The sequence below is a fragment of the Nocardiopsis flavescens genome (assembly GCF_900141985.1).
In the GTDB taxonomy this organism is placed as follows: domain Bacteria; phylum Actinomycetota; class Actinomycetes; order Streptosporangiales; family Streptosporangiaceae; genus Nocardiopsis; species Nocardiopsis flavescens.
Genome location: NZ_FQZK01000013.1, coordinates 1 through 16,933 on the forward strand (window position 1 = coordinate 1; position 16,933 = coordinate 16,933).

Below are 16,933 nucleotides of genomic sequence, written 5' to 3' on the forward strand. Positions count from 1 at the left end.
TCCCTCGCGTGAGGATGTGGGTCGGGTGATCATTTCGCGGGAGACGGTGATCGACAACGTCAATCCCACGATCGTGCCGCGGACCCAGGTCGAGCGCAGGCGCCGCAAGAAGTCCGCCTGACGCTCGCGCCGGCCCGCGCCCGGACACGGGACACGCGGCCCCGCCACCACCCCTTTCACCCCGTTCGTGGGGTGAGATGGTGCCGGGGGTGGTGACCGTGGCTCCGACGGACGCTCAGGGCGAGTACCTGTTCGACGAACTGGTGCGGTCCGTGCACGACAGCGGGCCGCTGGAGGTCCTGGACGCGGTCGAGGCCTACGCGGCGGCGATCGGCCTGGGCCGGATCACCGTCTACCTCGTCGACCTGCAACAGCGCATGCTGGTCCCGCTGACCGAGGGCGAGCCCCTCCCCGTGGAGGGCACCACCGCGGGCGGCGCCTACCGCTCCGAGTCCCTGCGCCTGGTCGAGGGAGACGGCGGGCTGGACCTGTGGCTGCCGCTGCGCGACGGCGCCGACCGCATGGGCGTCCTGTACGTGTGCGCCCCCCTGCTGGACGAGCCCACGCTGCGCCGCTGCCAGACCCTCGCCGCCCTGCTGGCCCTGGTCATCACGTCCAAGCGCGCCTACAGCGACACCTACGTCCGCCACACCCGCGCCCGCCCGGTGCACCTGCGCACCGAGATGCTCCGCGCCTTCCTGCCGCCGCGCACCCTGGGCACCGTCCGCGGCGTCTCCACCGCCGTCCTGGAACCCGCCTACGAGCTGGGCGGAGACGCCTTCGACCACTCCCTCACCAAGGACGTCCTGCACGTGGCGATCCTGGACGCCATGGGCCACGACCTCGCCTCCGGGCTGACCGCCTCCGTGGCCATGGCCGGCGCCCGCAGCGCCCGCCGCAACGGGGCCGGACTGCGCGAGCTCACCGCGGAGGTGGAGGAGGCGCTCACCACCTGGCTGCCCGAGCGCTTCTGCACCGGCGTCTTCGCCACCCTGAACCTGAGCAGCGGGGTGTTCTCCTGGGTCAACTGCGCCCACCCGGCGCCGCTCCTCATCCGCAAGGGGCGGCTCTCCCCGGGCGCCCTGGAACGCGACTCCGAACTCCCCCTGGGCCTGACCGGCGTCGGCCCCCGCGCCGACGAGCGCACCGTCCACGAGGTCCGGCTCGACGCGGGCGACCAGGTCCTGCTCTACACCGACGGCGTGACGGAGGCCCACGACGGGCAGGGCCGCATGTTCGGCCTCGAACGGTTCGCCGACTTCATCATCCGCGCCACCTCCGCCGAGGAACCGGCCCCGGAGACCCTGCGGCGCCTCATCCACTCCATCCACGACCACCAGCGGGGGAGCTTCACCGACGACGCCACCATCGTGCTGCTGGAGTGGACCCCCGACGGGGCCGGACCGCACCGGAGCCCGCCGGCCTGAGCCGCCCGCTCACCACAGGGCCAGGACCCGGCTGGGCCCGCCGGAGGCGTCCGCCCCCGGCAGCACGCCCACCGTGAGCAGGGCGCCCGCCGGCGGCAGCCGCTCCAGCCCGCGCAGGGCCTCCAGGCCCCACCGGTCGGCCCGGCCCAGCACCTCGTGCGCCTCGAACCCCGTCGAGGCGCCCGGGTCGGTGCTGAGCGTGTCCACCCCGGTCCCGACGATCCCCCGCCGGGAGACGAGGAACTCGCAGGCCTGCGCGGAGAACCCCGGGAAGTGCCACGCCCCGTCGCCGTCCGCGCCGCGCACCGCCGCGTCGCCCCGCTCCCAGCGGTCGCTCCAACCCGAGTGCATGAGCACCGCGGCGCCGCGCGGGATCTCCCCGTGCGCGCGCTCGAACTCCAGGACGTCCTCCACCGTCACGGCGGTGTCGGGGTCCCGCGCCGCCCGGGCGGAGATGTCGATGACCGCCGCGGGCGCCACCAGCTCCTCGGGCCGGATGTCGGGCACCATGCGGCCCCCGCCGATCACGTGCCCGGGCGCGTCCAGGTGGGTCCCGGTGTGCTCGCCCAGCGTCCACCGCTGCACGTAGAACCCGAAGCCGCCCTCGGGGGCGGGCCCGGAGACGGTCTCCCGCCGCGGCTTCTCGTCGTCCCACCCCGGCAGCTCCGGCGTGATGACGTGGCTGAGGTCGGCGACGTGCCGGTATCCCCGCGGCCACGGGGCCGGCTCCGCCGGGGGCCGCCCGCCCCCGGAGGCGGACTCCCCGGCCGTCCGGGACCGTACGGTCTCACCGGTTCCGTGCAGGCACATGCGCCACCCCTCCACCCCGTCGCGGTACGCCCGGCGCGCGGGCGCAGCCACCCTACCGGGGCGGGTCCCCGTGCGCCCGCGGACGGGCGCCGCACCGGGCGTGCCCGCGGACCGGTCCCGCCCGGCGGCGGACCTGCGTCCCCCGGGGCCCGGGGTTCACCGCGGGTCCCGGCGGGGGAGGAAGCAGGGGCGAGCGCCCCTGCGAGACCCCGGAGGCCCCATGGCCCAGCCCCCCGCCGACCCCTGGTGGAAGTCCGCCGTCGTCTACCAGGTCTACCCGGCCAGCTTCCAGGACGGGGACGGCGACGGCGTGGGCGACCTGCCCGGCGTCATCGACCGCCTCGACCACCTGCACACCCTCGGCGTGGGCGCGGTCTGGCTGTCGCCGGTGTACCCCTCGCCCTGGGACGACAACGGCTACGACGTCAGCGACTACCGCGGCATCCACCCCCGGTTCGGGACGCTGGACGACTGGGACCGGCTGCGCGACGGCCTGCACGAGCGCGGCATGCGGCTCGTCATGGACCTGGTCGTCAACCACACCAGCGACGAGCACCCCTGGTTCGCCGACTCCCGGTCCTCCAAGGAGTCCCCCCGGCGCGACCACTACATCTGGCGCCCGGGCCGCGACGGAGGGCCGCCCAACAACTGGGGTTCGGTGTTCTCCGGTCCCGCCTGGACCCGCGACGAGGCCACCGGCGAGTACTACCTGCACCTGTTCAGCCGCCGCCAGCCCGACCTCAACTGGGAGAACCCCGAGGTCCGCGCGCAGGTGCACGACATCGCCCGCTGGTGGCTGGACCGGGGCGCCGACGGGTTCCGGATGGACGTGATCAACTTCGTGTCCAAGGCCCCGGGGCTGCCCGACGGCCCCGTGCCCGCCGGTGGCGGGTACGGCCTGTTCGCGGAGCACGCCGTCAACGGGCCCCGGCTGCGCGAGTTCCTCGGCGGCCTGCGCGACGCGGCCTTCGCCGGCCGGGACGTGCTCACGGTGGGGGAGATGCCGGGGGTGGGCGTGGAACAGGCCCGGGAGCACACCGACCCGGCGGGCGGCGAGGTCTCCATGGTGTTCCAGTTCGAGCACGTGGACCTCGACCACGGGCCGGGCGGCAAGTTCGATCCGGCGCCGCCGGACCTGCGCCGGCTCAAGGCGTCGATGGACCGCTGGCAGCTCGGCCTGGGCGACCGGGGGTGGAACAGCCTGTACTGGAACAACCACGACCAGCCCCGGGCGCTCTCCCGGTTCGGCGACGACGGGGAGCACCGGGTCGCCTCGGCCAAGACCCTGGCCACCACGCTGCACATGATGAAGGGGACCCCGTACGTGTACCAGGGGGAGGAGCTGGGGATGGCGAACGCCCGCTTCCGCGACATCTCCGAGTACCGCGACGTCGAGACCCTCAACCACCACCGCCACGCGCTCGCCGCCGGGGAGGACGCGGAGCGGGTGATGGCGGGGATCGGCCGGATGAGCAGGGACAACGCGCGCACCCCCATGCAGTGGGACGCCTCGCCGCACGCCGGGTTCACCACCGGCACGCCGTGGATCGCGGTCAACCCCGACCACGCGGAGGTCAACGCCGAGGCGGCGCTGGCCGACCCGGACTCGGTGTTCCACCACTACCGGAGGCTCATCGCGCTGCGCGGGGAGCACCCGGTGGTCGTGCACGGGGCCTACGCCCCGCTGCTGCCCGACCACCCCGCCCTGTACGCCTACACCCGCACGCTGGGGGCCACGGTGCTGACCGTGCTCGCCAACTGGAGCGCCGACGAGGTGGACGCGGACGCGGACCCCGCCGCCGCCGGCCCCGGGCCCCGGCTGCTGCTGGGCACCCACCCGGAGCCGGAGGGGGTGTTCGCGCCGCTGCGCCCCTGGGAGTCCCGGGTGCTGCTGTCCGGGTGAGGGCGGTGCCCGCCGGTGACCTGCGGGAGCCGCCGCGCCCCGTGTTTCAACTTTTTTGAAATGCGGGCCAAGTGAGGTTAGACTAACCTTTGTTTGCCGGGTTCGTCCCGCTTCACCCCTTTGCGCAACCCCCTGCCGGGTCTCCCGACCCGTGCGCAGCGGCCGCCTGCCCACGGTGCGGCCGATCCCCACCGAGAAAGCACCTGTGCACATGGACTCCACCCTGCGCCGCTCCGGCGGTATCGGAACCGCGGCCCTGCTGGCCCTGGGCCTCGTCGCCTGCGGAACCCCCGCCGAGGAGGAGGCCCCCGCGGCGGGCCCGGCCGACGGCGCCTTCCCCGTCAGCATCGAGAGCGCACTGGGCACCGCCGAGATCACCGAGGCGCCCGAGCGGGTCGTCACGCTCGGCCAGGGCTCCGCCGAGACCGCCATCGCCCTGGGCACCGTGCCCGTCGGCGTCGAGGACTACGAGTGGGGCAGCGACGACACCGGCTACCTCCCCTGGGTGCACGAGGCCGTCACCGAGGCCGGGGCCGAGCTTCCCACCCGGTTCGCCGGGGCCGAGGACATCGACTTCGAGGCGATCATCGAGCTGGAGCCCGACGTCATCCTCGCCCCCTGGTCCGGCGTCACCCAGGAGCAGTACGACATCCTCACCGACATCGCCCCCACGGTCGCCTACCCCGACCTGCCCTGGAGCACCGACTGGGACCAGCAGATCGAGATCATCGGCGAGGCACTGGGCAAGGCCGAGGACGCCCAGGGCCTCATCGACGGCATCGAGACGCAGTTCGAGGAGGCCGCCGCCGCCCACCCCGAGTTCGCGGACCTGACGTTCTCCTACGTCTACAACACCGGCCCCGGCACCCTCGGCGTCTTCCTCCCCGACGAGCAGCGCGTCGCCATGGTGCGCGGCCTGGGCCTGACCGTGGACCCCGTCGTGGAGACCTTCCCCGAGACCGAGGGCACCGACTCCGCCGTCATCGGCCTGGAGAACGCCGACAGGCTCGCCGACAGCGACCTGGTCTTCACCTTCTACAGCAGCCCCGAGAACCGCGAGGAGATCGAGGCCCAGGACCTGTACCAGGCGATCCCCGCCGTCGGCCGCGGCTCCATCGTCGCCCCCGAGGACCAGCCCTTCGTCACCGGCTCCTCCATCATCAACCCGCTCACCGTCCCCTGGGCGCTGGAGCGCTACGTGCCCCTCATCGAAGAGGCCGCCGCCCACCTCGACGACTGACACCCACCGGTAAGGCGACCGTGAGAACACGCACGACGCCGCCCCGGACCGGCCCCGCCCGCGCCGTGCTCATGCTCGGCGCGGGCGCCGCCGCTCTGGCCGGGGCGGTCCTGCTCAGCCTCGTCGCGGGAGGCAGACCCACCCCGGTGCCGGAGGTGTGGGGGGTGCTGGCCGGAACGGCCGACCCCTATGTCACCACCGTGGTGGAGAGCCGCGTCCCGCGCACCGTCCTGGGCGTCCTGGTCGGCGCCGCCCTGGCCCTGGCCGGCACCCTCATGCAGGGCGTCACCCGCAACCCCCTGGCCGACCCCGGGCTGCTCGGCGTCAACGCCGGGGCCGCCGCCGCCGTGGTGACCGCCACCGCCCTGTTCGGGCCGACCTCGGTCGCCGCCACCGTCTGGTGGGCGCTGCCCGGGGCCCTGCTCGCGGGCCTGGCCGCCTACGCCGTCGGCAGCCGCGGCGGCGACGCCGGACTGGTCCGGCTGGTCCTGGCCGGGGCCGTGGTCTCCGCCGTGCTCATGGCCTACGTCCAGGCGATCGCGCTGAGCATGCCCGACACCTTCGACAGCTACCGCTACTGGGTGGTGGGCTCCCTGGCCGGGCGCGGGTTCGACGTGATCGGCTCGGTGCTGCCGGTCGTCGGCGCGGGCCTGGTGCTCGCCCTGCTCGCCATGAGCGGCCTCAACGCCCTGGCCCTGGGCGAGGAGGCGGCCACCGCGACGGGGGCGAACACCGCCTGGACCCGCTCGGCCGGACTGGTCGCGGGCGTGCTGCTCGCCGCCGGGGCCACCGCCGCGGCCGGGCCCATCGCGTTCGTCGGCCTGGCCGTCCCGCACGTGGTGCGGGCCCTGGTGGGCGTGGACTTCCGCCTCCAGGTCCCCTTCGCGCTGCTGGTCGGGCCGGTCCTGCTGCTGCTCGCCGACGTGGCGGGCCGCACGGTGGTGCGCCCCACCGAGCTCATGGTCGGTGTGGTCACCGCGTTCATCGGCGCACCCGTCCTGCTGTACGCGGTCCGGAAGATGCGGACGACCTCGTGAACCGAACCCCGACCGGACCGGCCGACGCCGCCCCCGCCCGCCGCGACCCCGTGCTGCGGCTGGGACGGGCCGTCGCCCTGCCCGTCCACCCGCGCACACTGCTGTGGTGCGCGCTGCTGCTCCTCGCGGTCCTCGCCGTCGCGGTCGCCACCCTCTCACTGGGGCGGCTCGGCATCGCGCCGGGCCGGATCCCCGCCGTCGTCGCCGGCGGGGGAGAGGGCACCGAGGCGTTCGTGTACGAGCGCCTGCGCGGCCCCCGGCTGGCCGTCGCCCTGGGCACCGGTGCCGCCCTGGGCCTGGCCGGCGCGCTCTTCCAGTCCGTCACCCGCAACCCCCTCGGCAGCCCCGACGTCATCGGACTCGGCGCCGGGGCGGGGGCGGGGGCGGCCTGCGCGGCCCTGCTGCTGCCCGGCGCCGTCCCCGTCCCCCTGGGGGCCCTGGCCGGGGCGGTCCTGGCCATGGCCGTGGTGGCCCTGGCCACCGGCACCGGGCTGCGCCACCCCGGCCGGCTCATCGTCGCCGGTATCGGCGTGGCCGCCATGGCGCAGGCCTTCACCCAGTTCGTGGTGTCGGTCATGGCCCGCGACCAGGCCGGCGTGCTGTCGGCCTACATCAACGGCAGCCTCGGCGCCCGGGACTGGGACCACGCCGCGACCATCTGGGGCGCGGTCCTGCTGGCGGTGCCGCCGCTGCTGTACCTGGCCGGACCCGTGGCCGTCAACGAGATGGGCGACGAGCTCTCCGACGCCCTGGGGGCCTCCGCCGCCCGCACCCGCACCCTGGCCATCGGCCTGTCGGTGGTGCTGTCGGCCGCCGCGGTGGCCGTGGCCGGGCCGATCGCGTTCGTGGCGCTGACCGCCCCCCAGATCTCCCGGCGCCTCACCGGGGCCGCCGGGCCCCACCTGGCCCTGTCCGCGGTCACGGGAGCCCTCCTGCTGGCCGCCGCGGACCTGGCCGTCCAGCAGTCGCCCGTCGGCGACGGCCTGCCCGTCGGCCTGTTCACCATGGCCCTGGGCGGCGCCTACCTGGGCCACCTGCTCATCCGCGAATGGCGAAAGGGAGTCCTGTGAACCCGGTACTGTCCGCCGAGGGCCTCACCCTGGGGTACGGGGGCGACCCGGTCGTGCGCGACCTGGACCTGAGCATCGCCGAGGGCGAGTTCACGGTGATCGTCGGCCCCAACGGGTGCGGCAAGTCCACCTTGCTCAAGGCATTGGGGCGGATCAACCGGCCGGTGTCGGGACGGGTGCTGCTGCACGGGGAGGACGTCCGCGCCCAGCGGGCCAAGGCGGTGGCCCGCCGGATGGCGATGCTGCCGCAGAGCCCCACCGCCCCCGAGGGCATCACCGTGCGCGGGCTCGCCGCCCGCGGCCGGTTCCCGCACCACACGCTGCTGCTCCAGTGGAGCCCGGCCGACGACGAGGCGGTGGACCGCGCGCTGGGGATGACCGGGCTGGCGGACCTGGCCGACGCCCGGGTGGGGGCGCTCTCGGGCGGCCAGCGCCAGCGGGCGTGGGTGGCGATGGTCCTGGCCCAGGACACCGGTGTGCTGCTGCTGGACGAGCCCACCACGTTCCTGGACATCGCCCACCAGTACGACCTGCTGGAGCTGTTCGCCGACCTGCACCGCCGGGGCCGCACCGTCGTCGCGGTGCTGCACGACCTGGCCCAGGCCGCGCGGTTCGCCACCCGGCTGGTGCTCATGAACCGGGGGAGCGTGGTGGCCGACGGCGCCCCGGAGGCGGTCATCACGGCCGCCCGGGTGGAGGAGGTGTTCGGGCTGGCCTGCGACGTGGTGCCCGACCCGCGCACCCGCACCCCGCTGGTCATCCCCCACGAGCGCACCTGAGCGGCTCCGCCCGGGCTACTCCTCCCGGGCGGCCTTGTACTCCTCCCAGCGGGCGAGCAGGGCGTCGTGGTGGCCGTCCAGCCAGGTCATGTAGTCGTACATGTTGCGCAGCCGGGCGCGGGCGTGGGGCCCGAGCCCCGGCAGGCGCTCCAGGGCGTCGGCCGCCAGGCTCCGCTGCCGCTGGAGGTAGGCGCGCTCGCCGCGCAGGAACCCGCCCCAGACGTCCTCGTCCACCGTGACGCGGCGGGTCCGCTCGCCCGGGGTCTCCACCAGGTCGACGAACCCGGCCTTGCGCAGCCGCCGCACCGACTGCGACACCGAGCCGCGGCTCACGCCGGCCCCCTCGGCGATCTGCTCGGCGCTGACCGCCTCGTCGTCGGCCACCAGCAGGTAGCCCAGGATCCGCCCCTCGGACCGGGGGCCGCCCTGGGCGTGCCAGTGCTCCGCGAAGCGTCGGATGAAGTCGTCCCGGGACCCCGGCCCCACCTGGTCCCCCCGCTCGTCCGGCATGGCCACGACCTTATCGGTCGGCGTCCGGGCCGCGGGACGCGCGCAGGGACTCCAGCATGGGCTCCAGCGCCTCCCACACGGCGTCGGGGTCCCCGGGGGCGCGGGGGTCGGCCAGCCACAGCGCCGCCTCGTTCATCGCCCCCGACAGCAGCCGGGCGGCGGGCTCGACCGGCCGGTCCGCCAGGACGCCCGACGCCGCCAGGCCGGCCAGCGCGTCGGCCAGGTGGCGGGCGGAGTTGGCCTCGTCCATCTCCCGCCAGGCGCTCCAGCCCAGCACGGCCGGCCCGTCGACGAGCATGATCCGGCGCACGCCGGGCGCGGTCGCCGCGGCCAGGAAGGCGCGGCAGCCGGCGGTGAGCCTGTCCCAGGGGTCGGGCTCGGCGTCGGCGGTGGCCGCCACGGCGTCGGCGACCTCCTCCTGGACCTCGTCCAGGACGGCCCGGAACAGCGCGGGCTTGCCGTCGAAGTGGTGGTAGAGCGCGCCCTTGGTGACCCGCGCCGCGGCGACGATCCCGCTGAGGCTCACGTCCGCGTAGCCGTGGGCGGCGAACAGGCGGCGGCCCTCGCGCAGGAGGGTGCGGCGGGTCTGTTCGCGCTGGCGGGCACGGGCCCCGGTGGCCTCGGGCATGGGAGGTCCTCCACTCGTTGACATACCGGTGGTACGCCAATAGTCTAATTCGCATACCGCTGGTATGTGAAAGGAAGAACCACCATGAGGCTCGGCTCCTTCTACCCCGTCCTGGGCACCTCCCGCCTGCGGGAGTCCCGCGACTTCTACGTCACCTGGTTCGGCTTCGAGGAGACCTTCGCCGCCGACTGGTACGTCAGCCTGCGCCGCCCGGGCCCGCCCGACGTCGAACTGGCCCTGCTCGACCCGGACCACCCGACCGTCCCCGAGGGCTTCCGCGAGCCCGCCAGGGGCGTCCTGCTCAACTTCGAGGTGGCCGACGTCGACGCCGAGTGGGAGCGCCTGGTGGTGCGCGGCGGCCTGCGCCCCGAGCGGGAGATCCGCACCGAGGAGTTCGGGCAGCGGCACTTCATCGTGGCCGACCCCGGCGGCGTCCTCGTGGACGTCATCACCGAGGTCCCGCCCGGCGAGGAGTACGCGGCGAACTTCCTGGACCGCTGAGCCCCCGTCCCCCCGGGGCGTGTCCGACGGACCATTCCGGCTCGCGGCCTCCAGGCTGCCTCTTGCCGCGCCGCCTGCGCTCAGACGGCCGGCCCGGCCGACCTTGTGCTCGGCGTCTCGCGGGAGATCGCCTGGAGGCCGCTCCCCTCACTCGGCGCAAGCGCCGAACCGAACGAAGGCATCCGCCGAACACACCCTAGGCTGGTGGCGTCCCCTCGTCCGCACCCGGAGGCGCCACCATGGCCATGACCCCCCGCGAGGCCTCGGAACTGGCCGCCCGTGCGCACGCCGGGCAGGTCGACAAGGCCGGCCGCCCCTACGTCGAGCACGTCTTCGCGGTCCGCGACCTGCTCGCCGCCCACGGCGACCACGCACAGGTGGCCGGGGTGCTGCACGACGTGCTGGAGGACACCGGCCTCACCGCCGACGACCTGCGCGCCCTGGGCTGCCCCGAGGAGGCCGTCCGCGCCGTCCTGGCGGTCAGCCGGCGCCCCGGCGAGGCCTACGACGACCTCATCGCGCGGGCCGCCGCCGACCCGCTGGGCCGCCTGGTCAAGCTGGCCGACAACGCCCACAACTCCGACGAGGCCCGGCTGGCCGCCCTGCCCGCCGAGCGGGCGGCGCGGCTGCGCGCCAAGTACGCCCGGGCCCGCGCCGTGCTGGAGGGGGTCCAGAGCCGGGTGACGCTGGTCGTGGTCCACACCCCGCGGCTCGACGCGTGCCGCGACTTCTACCGGGGACTGGGGCTGAGGTTCGTCCGCGAGCGGCACGGCGCCGGCCCCGAGCACCACGCGGCGACCCTGGCCCAGGGCCTGGTGCTGGAGCTGTACCCGGCGACCGGGTCGCGGACCACCGGCGCGCTGCGCCTGGGGTTCGCGGTCCCGGCGCACCTGACCGACCCGGTCCTGGAGACGGGCCGGTACACGTTCACCGACCCCGACGGGCGCGCGGTCGACGTGCACGTGCACTGATACCAGCCGGTCGGTATGCTGGACCCGACGTGCGGCGGGGCCACCGCCGTGCGCGGGGGACGAGGCGAGGCGGGACATGGCGATGGCACGGCACACGGCCGAGGCGGGGACCGGACGGGGATCGGTGCCCGAGCGCCTGCTGGACGCCGCGACCCGCCTGTTCGCCGACCGCGGCTACGAGAGCACCTCCGTGCAGGAGATCGTGGTCGCCGCCGGGGTCACCAAGGGCGCGATGTACCACTACTTCGGCTCCAAGGACGACCTGCTCTACGAGGTCTACGCCCGGGTGCTGCGCATGCAGACCGAGCACCTGGTGCGCATCTCCCGGCTCGACGCCCCGGTCGCGGAGCGCGTGCGCGCCGCCGCGGCCGACGTCATCGTCACCAGCATCGCCAACCTCGACGACACCGTCATCTTCTTCCGCTCCATGCACCAGCTCAGCGAGGAGAAGCAGCGCGAGGTGCGCGGCGAGCGCCGCCGCTACCACGAGATCTTCCGCGACATGGTCCGCGAGGGCCAGGCCGAGGGGGTCTTCCGCGAGGACGTCTCCGCCGACCTGGTGGTCAACTACTACTTCGGCTCGGTCCACCACCTGAGCACCTGGTACCACCCGGGCGGCCCGCTCACCGGCGAGGACGTCGGCCGCCGCTTCGCGGACCTGCTCGTGTCCGGACTGCGCCCGGAGCACCGGGACCCGGACGCGGCGCCGACGCCCTGAGGGGCCGCCGGGCGCGGCCCCCGGCCCCTCACCCGCGGCGGGCTCAGGCGTACTTGCGCAGCTCTGCGCGGCCCAGCGACCGCAGGTGCACCTCGTCGGGCCCGTCCGCGAGCCGCAGCGAGCGCGCCCCCGCCAGCCACCCCGCCAGCGGCAGGTCCTGGCTCACCCCCGCGGCGCCGTGCGCCTGGATCGCCCGGTCCAGGATGCCCTCCACCGTGCGCGGGGTGGCGATCTTGATGGCCTGGATCTCGGTGTGCGCGCCCCTGTTGCCCACGGTGTCCATCAGCCACGCGGTCTTGAGCACCAGCAGCCGCAGCTGCTCGATCTCCACCCGCGACCGCGCGATCCACTCGCGCACCACGCCCTGGTCGGCCAGCGGGCGGCCGAACGCGGTGCGCTCCAGCACCCGGCGGCAGGTCAGCTCCAGGGCCCGCTCGGCCATGCCGATCAGCCGCATGCAGTGGTGGATGCGGCCCGGCCCCAGGCGCGCCTGCGCGATCGCGAAGCCCTCGCCCTCACCGCCCACGAGGTTCTCCGCCGGCACCCGCACGTCCTCGAAGACCACCTCGGCGTGGCCGCCGTGGTCGTCGTCGGCGTAGCCGTACACCGTCATGCCGCGCACGACCGTCAGTCCCGGGGTGTCGCGCGGGACCAGGATCATGCTCTGCTGCCGGTGCCGGTCGGCGCCCGGGTCGGTCTTGCCCATGACGATGAAGACCGCGCACCGCGGGTCGAGCGCGCCGGTGATGAACCACTTGCGCCCGTTGACCACGTACTCGTCGCCGTCGCGCACGATGGCCGTCTCGACGTTGGTGGCGTCGGAGGAGGCCACCGCGGGCTCGGTCATCGCGAACGCGGAGCGGATCTCGGCGTCGAGCAGCGGCGCCAGCCACCGCTCCTGCTGCTCGGGGGTGCCGAACATCGCCAGCACCTCCATGTTCCCGGTGTCGGGTGCGGCGCAGTTGAGGGCGGCCGGGCCCAGCCGGGGGCTGCGGCCGGTGATCTCGGCCAGCGGCGCGTAGGCGAGGTTCGTCAGGCCGCCGTGCTCGGGGTGCCCGGCCAGGAAGAGGTTCCACAGGCCGCGCTCGCGCGCCCGGGCCTGGAGTTCGCGCACCACCGGCGCGGCGGACCACGGGTCCTCCCGCGCGGCCAGCTGCTCCTGCAGTACGGGCTCGGCCGGGTACACGTACTCGTCCATGAAGGCGAGCAGCCGCTCCCGCAGCTCCTCGGTGTCCCTGTCGAAGGCGAAGTCCATCGGGTCAGTCCTCCTTGAGCGTGGAGTGGGCGGCGGCCACCAGGGGCGCGACCATCTCGCCGATCCGGTCGAAGCCGGCGCCCACGGTCAGCCCCCGCGTGTGGCGCAGGTGGATGCCCTCGGCGATCACCGCGAGCTTGAAGCAGCCGAAGGCCACGTACCAGCCCAGCCGGGACACGTCCCGCCCGGTGGCGCGCGCGTACAGCGCCACGAGCTCCTCGGGGGAGGGATAGCCCTCGGCCGCCGTGGCGGCCCGCGCGCCGCCCTCCACCGGCTGCCGCTGGTAGACGAGCATCAGCCCCAGGTCGACCAGCGGGTCGCCCAGGGCGGCCATCTCCCAGTCCAGGACCGCGGAGATGTCGCCCCCGGCGGTGACCAGCACGTTGTCGAGCCGGTAGTCGCCGTGCACGATCGCGGGGGCCGCCTGCTCGGGCAGGGTGCGGGCCAGCTTCTCGTGCAGGTCGTCGATGCCGGGGATGTCGCGGCTGCGGGAGGCGTCCAGCTGCTTGCGCCAGCGCCGCACCTGCCGTTCGAGGAACCCCTCGGGGCGGCCGAAGCCGCCCAGGCCGACCCCGGCGGGGTCCACCGCGTGCAGGTCGCCCAGCGTGGTGATGAGCGACTCGGCGACCGCGCGGGTCCCCTCCGCGCCCAGCGCGGAGATCTGGTCGGCGGTGCGCATCGGGGTCCCCGCCACGTACTCCATGACGTAGAACGGCGCGCCCAGCACCCCGGTGTCCTCGCACAGCAGGTGGGTGCGCGGCACCGGGACGGCGGTGTCCCGCAGCGCCGTCATCACCCGGTACTCGCGGGCCATGTCGTGGGCGGTGGCGAGCACGTGCCCCAGCGGCGGGCGGCGCACCACCCAGGACGCGGAGCCGTCGGAGACCAGGTAGGTGAGGTTGGACTTGCCGCCCGGGATCACCCGCCCGGTCAGCGGTCCGCCGGCCAGGCCGGGGGAGACCCGGTCCAGGTGCGCGCGCAGCCGCCGCGTGTCCAGTCCGGGCGGTTCCTCAGTCATGCGTCCCCTCACCGTCGAACACCTTGGCCTGGAGCCTGCGCATCCCCGCCAGCCAGCGGTCGGGGTCGGCGGCGCGGCCCGCGTAGTAGTCGGCCACCCGGGGGTGGGGCAGGATCAGGAAGCGGCCGTCGGCCATCCCCTCCAGCACGGAGTCGGCGACCTCCTCGGGGGTGATCGCCTCACCGGCCAGGATCGCCCTGCCCTGCGGCCCGCTCGCCTCCAGCAGGTCGGTGCGCACGCCCAGCGGGCACACGCACTGGACCTTGACGCCGCGGTCGCCGTAGGTGGCCGACATCCACTCTCCGAAGGAGAGCGCGGCGTGCTTGGTGACCGAGTACGGGGCGCTGCCGAGCATGGTGAGCAGCCCGGCCGCCGACACGGTGCCGATGAAGTGCCCGCGCCCGCGCTCCAGCCAGCCGGGCAGCAGCTCGCGGGCCGCGCGCACGTGCGCCATCACGTTGACCTGCCAGGCCAGGTCCCAGTCGGACTCGGGGGCGTCGGGGCCGCCGCCGACCCCCACCCCGGCGTTGGCGACGTACAGGTCGATGCCGCCCAGGTGGGCCGCGGCCTCGGCGACCAGGGAGGTGACCCCGGCCTCGCCGGCGGCGTCGCCGGGGACGGCCACCCCGCCGATCTCGGCGGCCACGGCGGAGGCGGCGTGCGCGTCGAGGTCGTTGACGACCACCCGCGCGCCGGCCGAGGCCAGGCGGCGGGCCAGGGCGGCGCCGATGCCGTTCCCGGCGCCGGTGACGACCGCGCCGATGCCGTTGGGGTCCATCACACGCCTCCGGTCAGGGTGAGGCCGCCGTCCAGGACCAGGGTGCGCCCGGTGACCCAGGCCGCGTCGTCGGAGAGCAGGAAGGCGACGGCGCCCGCGACGTCCGCCGGGTCCCCCAGGCGGCCCAGGGGGTACTGCGCGGCGACCTTCTCCTCGCGGCCCTCGTACAGGGCGGCGGCGAACCTGGTTTTGACGACGGCCGGGGCCACGCCGTTGACCCGCACGCCCGGGGCCAGCTCGACGGCCAGCTCCTCGGTGATGTGCAGGAGCATGGCCTTGGTGGCGCCGTAGAAGCCGATGCCGGGGGCGGGCTTGAGTCCGGCGACGGAGGAGATGTTCACGATGGCCCCGCCGTGCTCGGCCATCCAGGCCCGGTACGCCTTCTGCACCCAGGAGATCGCCGAGAGGGCGTTGACCTCCACGATCTTGCGGGCCGCGTCGAGGTCCAGGTCGACCATGCGGCCGTACACCGGGTTGATGCCGGTGTTGTTGACGAACAGGTCGACGCTCCCGAACGCCTCCAGGGTGGCGGCCAGGGCCGCGTCCTGGTGCTCGGGGTCGTCGGCGCGCCCCGCGACGCCGATGGCGTGCTCCGGACCGCCCAGGGACAGCACGGCCTCCTGGAGCGGCTCCGGCCTGCGCGCGGTGACGCACACGCGGGCGCCCTCCTCGACGAGGCGGCGGGCGACGGCCAGGCCGATGCCGCGGCTGGCGCCGGTGACGACGGCGGTGCGGCCGCTGAACCGGGAAGTCATCAGGATCTCCTTAGACCGACTGGTCGGTATGCTGCTCAGGACTCTATGCCCGTGCGGAGCGCGCCGCAAGGGGCGCGCGGAGCGCGGGGGCGGCACAATGGCCCCTGCGGTCCGGGAAGGGCCGCCGCCGAACACGAAAGGCTCCCGCCATGGCGACCGAAGTGGCCGACGCCCCCGAGGCCAAGCGCTACGAGATCAGCGTCGACGGCGAGGTGGCCGGCTACGCCGAGTACATCCTCACCGACGGGCTCATCACCTTCACCCACACCGAGATCGACCCCGGCCACGAGGGGCGGGGGCTGGGCGGCACGCTGGTCCGCGGCGCCCTGGACGACGTCCGCGGCCGGAGCCTGGCCGTGCTCCCGCTGTGCCCGTTCGTCAAGGGCTGGATCCAGCGCCACCGCGACTACGCCGACCTCGTCTACGGCGCTCCCCGGGACTGAGGGGTGCGGGGTCCGCGCACGGTGCCGCGCGCGGACCCCGGCCAGGGAATCCTTCAATTCGGACACATCATGATCTACGTCGTCAAGGTGGCGATCCCGTTCATGTCGCCCGTGTCAGGCGGTGGGGTCGAGCAGGAGCTTGCCGACCGTCCCCCGTGAGCGCAGCGCCTCGTGCGCCTCGCGGGCCCGTGCCAGCGGGAGGACGCCGCCCGTGACCGTCCTCAGGTCCCCGTCGGCCACCAGGGTGAACATCTCCGCCATCGCCCGTCCCATGACGTCCCCGGGCAGCAGCCGCACGTGCGGGAGCCACATCCCCGCCACCGTCGTGGAGAAGCGCATCAGGTTCGCGGGCTTGACGGGGGAGGGCAGCTCGCGCGAGGCCATGCCGTAGAACGCCAGCCGCCCGAACGGCGCCAGGGCCCGCAGGCTCCCGTCGGTGACCCGGCCGCCCACCATGTCCAGGACGACGTCCACCCGGCGCCCGCCGTTGGCCTCGATGAGCGCCGCCGCCATGTCCGGGGCCGCGGAGTCCACCGCGGTGTCGGCGCCCAGTTCCAGGGCCCGGTCCCGCTTCTCGGCGCCGCTCGCCACCGCGATCACCCGGCCCGCGCCGAACAGCTTCGCCAGCTGGACCGCCAGCGTCCCCACCCCGCCCGCGGCGGCGTGCACCACCACGGACTCCCCGGGCTCCAGGCGGACGCTCTTGCGCAGCAGGACCCAGGCCGTGGCCCCCTGGACGACGAGCGCCAGGGCCGCCTCGTCGGAGACCCCGTCGGGGATGTCGTAGGCCATCGCGGGGTCGACCGCGGCCTTCTCCGCGTAGCCGCCGCCGGCGGTCAGGGCGACGATCCGGCGGCCGTCCGCCGTGCGTCCGGCGACCTCCGAGCCCGGGACCAGGGGCAGCGTGGCGGGGGCCAGGTAGCTGTTCTCGGCCTGGTGGGTGTCGGCGTAGTTGACGCCGGCCCGGTCCACCTCGACCAGCAGCCCGCCCGGTCCGGGGTCGGGGTCGGGCAGTTCGGTGAGGGTGAGGACCTCGGGCCCGCCGAACTCCGTGATCTGAATGGCGCGCATGGCCGTTCTCCGTTCGTCC

The 16,933-nt window shown here is 74.9% G+C and carries 18 protein-coding genes; 10 read left to right on the top strand and 8 right to left on the bottom strand.

Going from position 1 to position 16,933, the window contains the following annotated elements; all coding sequences use genetic code 11:
• Window positions 1–218 precede the first annotated feature (218 nt).
• Entirely contained in the window at window positions 219–1,427 is a 1,209-nt protein-coding gene (locus BUE45_RS20050; protein ID WP_394328530.1) for a PP2C family protein-serine/threonine phosphatase, read from the top strand.
• A 9-nt stretch (window positions 1,428–1,436) separates the two neighbouring features.
• On the opposite strand, the gene BUE45_RS20055 is transcribed toward BUE45_RS20050, so the two are convergent.
• Window positions 1,437–2,237: a cyclase family protein gene (locus tag BUE45_RS20055; protein ID WP_073380916.1), complete on the bottom strand. Its 801-nt coding sequence runs from the start codon at window positions 2,235–2,237 to the stop codon at window positions 1,437–1,439.
• Window positions 2,238–2,457: 220 nt separating this feature from the next.
• Between BUE45_RS20055 and BUE45_RS20060 the strand changes: the two genes are divergently transcribed.
• The 5 genes from BUE45_RS20060 (at window position 2,458) to BUE45_RS20080 (ending at window position 8,266) form a co-directional block, all read left to right on the top strand.
• Window positions 2,458–4,140 (top strand): alpha-glucosidase, encoded by a 1,683-nt coding sequence (locus BUE45_RS20060; RefSeq protein WP_073380917.1) that lies wholly within the window; start codon window positions 2,458–2,460, stop codon window positions 4,138–4,140.
• 211 nt (window positions 4,141–4,351) lie between these two features.
• A complete protein-coding gene (locus tag BUE45_RS20065) occupies window positions 4,352–5,380 on the top strand; it encodes an iron-siderophore ABC transporter substrate-binding protein (RefSeq protein ID WP_073381070.1) in 1,029 nt (342 codons plus the stop codon).
• Between the two features lie 71 nt (window positions 5,381–5,451).
• Window positions 5,452–6,417, top strand: coding sequence for a FecCD family ABC transporter permease (locus tag BUE45_RS20070; RefSeq protein WP_073381071.1), 966 nt, complete (start codon window positions 5,452–5,454; stop codon window positions 6,415–6,417).
• A 50-nt stretch (window positions 6,418–6,467) separates the two neighbouring features.
• Window positions 6,468–7,487 (top strand): FecCD family ABC transporter permease, encoded by a 1,020-nt coding sequence (locus BUE45_RS20075; RefSeq protein ID WP_178378598.1) that lies wholly within the window; start codon window positions 6,468–6,470, stop codon window positions 7,485–7,487.
• Window positions 7,484–8,266, top strand: a complete 783-nt coding sequence (locus tag BUE45_RS20080; protein ID WP_073380919.1) for an ABC transporter ATP-binding protein — start codon at window positions 7,484–7,486, stop codon at window positions 8,264–8,266. Before BUE45_RS20075 ends, BUE45_RS20080 begins: the two co-directional genes overlap by 4 nt.
• Before the next feature lie 15 nt (window positions 8,267–8,281).
• Here BUE45_RS20080 and BUE45_RS20085 read toward each other — a convergent pair whose 3' ends face one another.
• Both BUE45_RS20085 and BUE45_RS20090 read right to left on the bottom strand, forming a co-directional pair.
• Window positions 8,282–8,776 carry a GbsR/MarR family transcriptional regulator gene (locus tag BUE45_RS20085; protein ID WP_073380920.1) on the bottom strand — a complete coding sequence of 165 codons (495 nt, stop codon included), beginning with the start codon at window positions 8,774–8,776 and terminating at the stop codon, window positions 8,282–8,284.
• Window positions 8,777–8,786: 10 nt separating this feature from the next.
• Entirely contained in the window at window positions 8,787–9,404 is a 618-nt protein-coding gene (locus tag BUE45_RS20090; RefSeq protein ID WP_073380921.1) for a TetR/AcrR family transcriptional regulator, read from the bottom strand.
• 84 nt (window positions 9,405–9,488) lie between these two features.
• Between BUE45_RS20090 and BUE45_RS20095 the strand changes: the two genes are divergently transcribed.
• The 3 genes from BUE45_RS20095 (at window position 9,489) to BUE45_RS20105 (ending at window position 11,594) form a co-directional block, all read left to right on the top strand.
• Window positions 9,489–9,905: a VOC family protein gene (locus BUE45_RS20095; protein ID WP_073380922.1), complete on the top strand. Its 417-nt coding sequence runs from the start codon at window positions 9,489–9,491 to the stop codon at window positions 9,903–9,905.
• A 239-nt stretch (window positions 9,906–10,144) separates the two neighbouring features.
• The gene (locus tag BUE45_RS34015) at window positions 10,145–10,876 is read left to right on the top strand and encodes a VOC family protein (protein WP_342746029.1); all 732 of its coding nucleotides are present in this window, start codon (window positions 10,145–10,147) and stop codon (window positions 10,874–10,876) included.
• Between the two features lie 76 nt (window positions 10,877–10,952).
• On the top strand, window positions 10,953–11,594 hold the full coding sequence (locus BUE45_RS20105; RefSeq protein WP_073380923.1) for a TetR/AcrR family transcriptional regulator: 642 nt from the start codon (window positions 10,953–10,955) through the stop codon (window positions 11,592–11,594).
• A 43-nt stretch (window positions 11,595–11,637) separates the two neighbouring features.
• Here BUE45_RS20105 and BUE45_RS20110 read toward each other — a convergent pair whose 3' ends face one another.
• The 4 genes from BUE45_RS20110 to BUE45_RS20125 are packed head-to-tail and all read right to left on the bottom strand — an operon-like array spanning window position 11,638 to window position 15,400.
• On the bottom strand, window positions 11,638–12,849 hold the full coding sequence (locus BUE45_RS20110) for an acyl-CoA dehydrogenase family protein (protein WP_073380924.1): 1,212 nt from the start codon (window positions 12,847–12,849) through the stop codon (window positions 11,638–11,640).
• A gap of 4 nt (window positions 12,850–12,853) precedes the next feature.
• Window positions 12,854–13,867, bottom strand: a complete 1,014-nt coding sequence (locus BUE45_RS20115; protein WP_073380925.1) for a phosphotransferase family protein — start codon at window positions 13,865–13,867, stop codon at window positions 12,854–12,856.
• Entirely contained in the window at window positions 13,860–14,645 is a 786-nt protein-coding gene (locus BUE45_RS20120; RefSeq protein ID WP_073380926.1) for an SDR family oxidoreductase, read from the bottom strand. Before BUE45_RS20120 ends, BUE45_RS20115 begins: the two co-directional genes overlap by 8 nt.
• Window positions 14,645–15,400, bottom strand: coding sequence for an SDR family oxidoreductase (locus tag BUE45_RS20125; RefSeq protein WP_073380927.1), 756 nt, complete (start codon window positions 15,398–15,400; stop codon window positions 14,645–14,647). Before BUE45_RS20125 ends, BUE45_RS20120 begins: the two co-directional genes overlap by 1 nt.
• Before the next feature lie 149 nt (window positions 15,401–15,549).
• Between BUE45_RS20125 and BUE45_RS20130 the strand changes: the two genes are divergently transcribed.
• On the top strand, window positions 15,550–15,843 hold the full coding sequence (locus BUE45_RS20130; protein WP_073380928.1) for a GNAT family N-acetyltransferase: 294 nt from the start codon (window positions 15,550–15,552) through the stop codon (window positions 15,841–15,843).
• A gap of 114 nt (window positions 15,844–15,957) precedes the next feature.
• Here the strand turns inward: BUE45_RS20130 and BUE45_RS20135 are convergent, their stop codons facing one another.
• Window positions 15,958–16,914, bottom strand: coding sequence for a quinone oxidoreductase family protein (locus BUE45_RS20135; RefSeq protein WP_073380929.1), 957 nt, complete (start codon window positions 16,912–16,914; stop codon window positions 15,958–15,960).
• Window positions 16,915–16,933 lie beyond the last annotated feature (19 nt).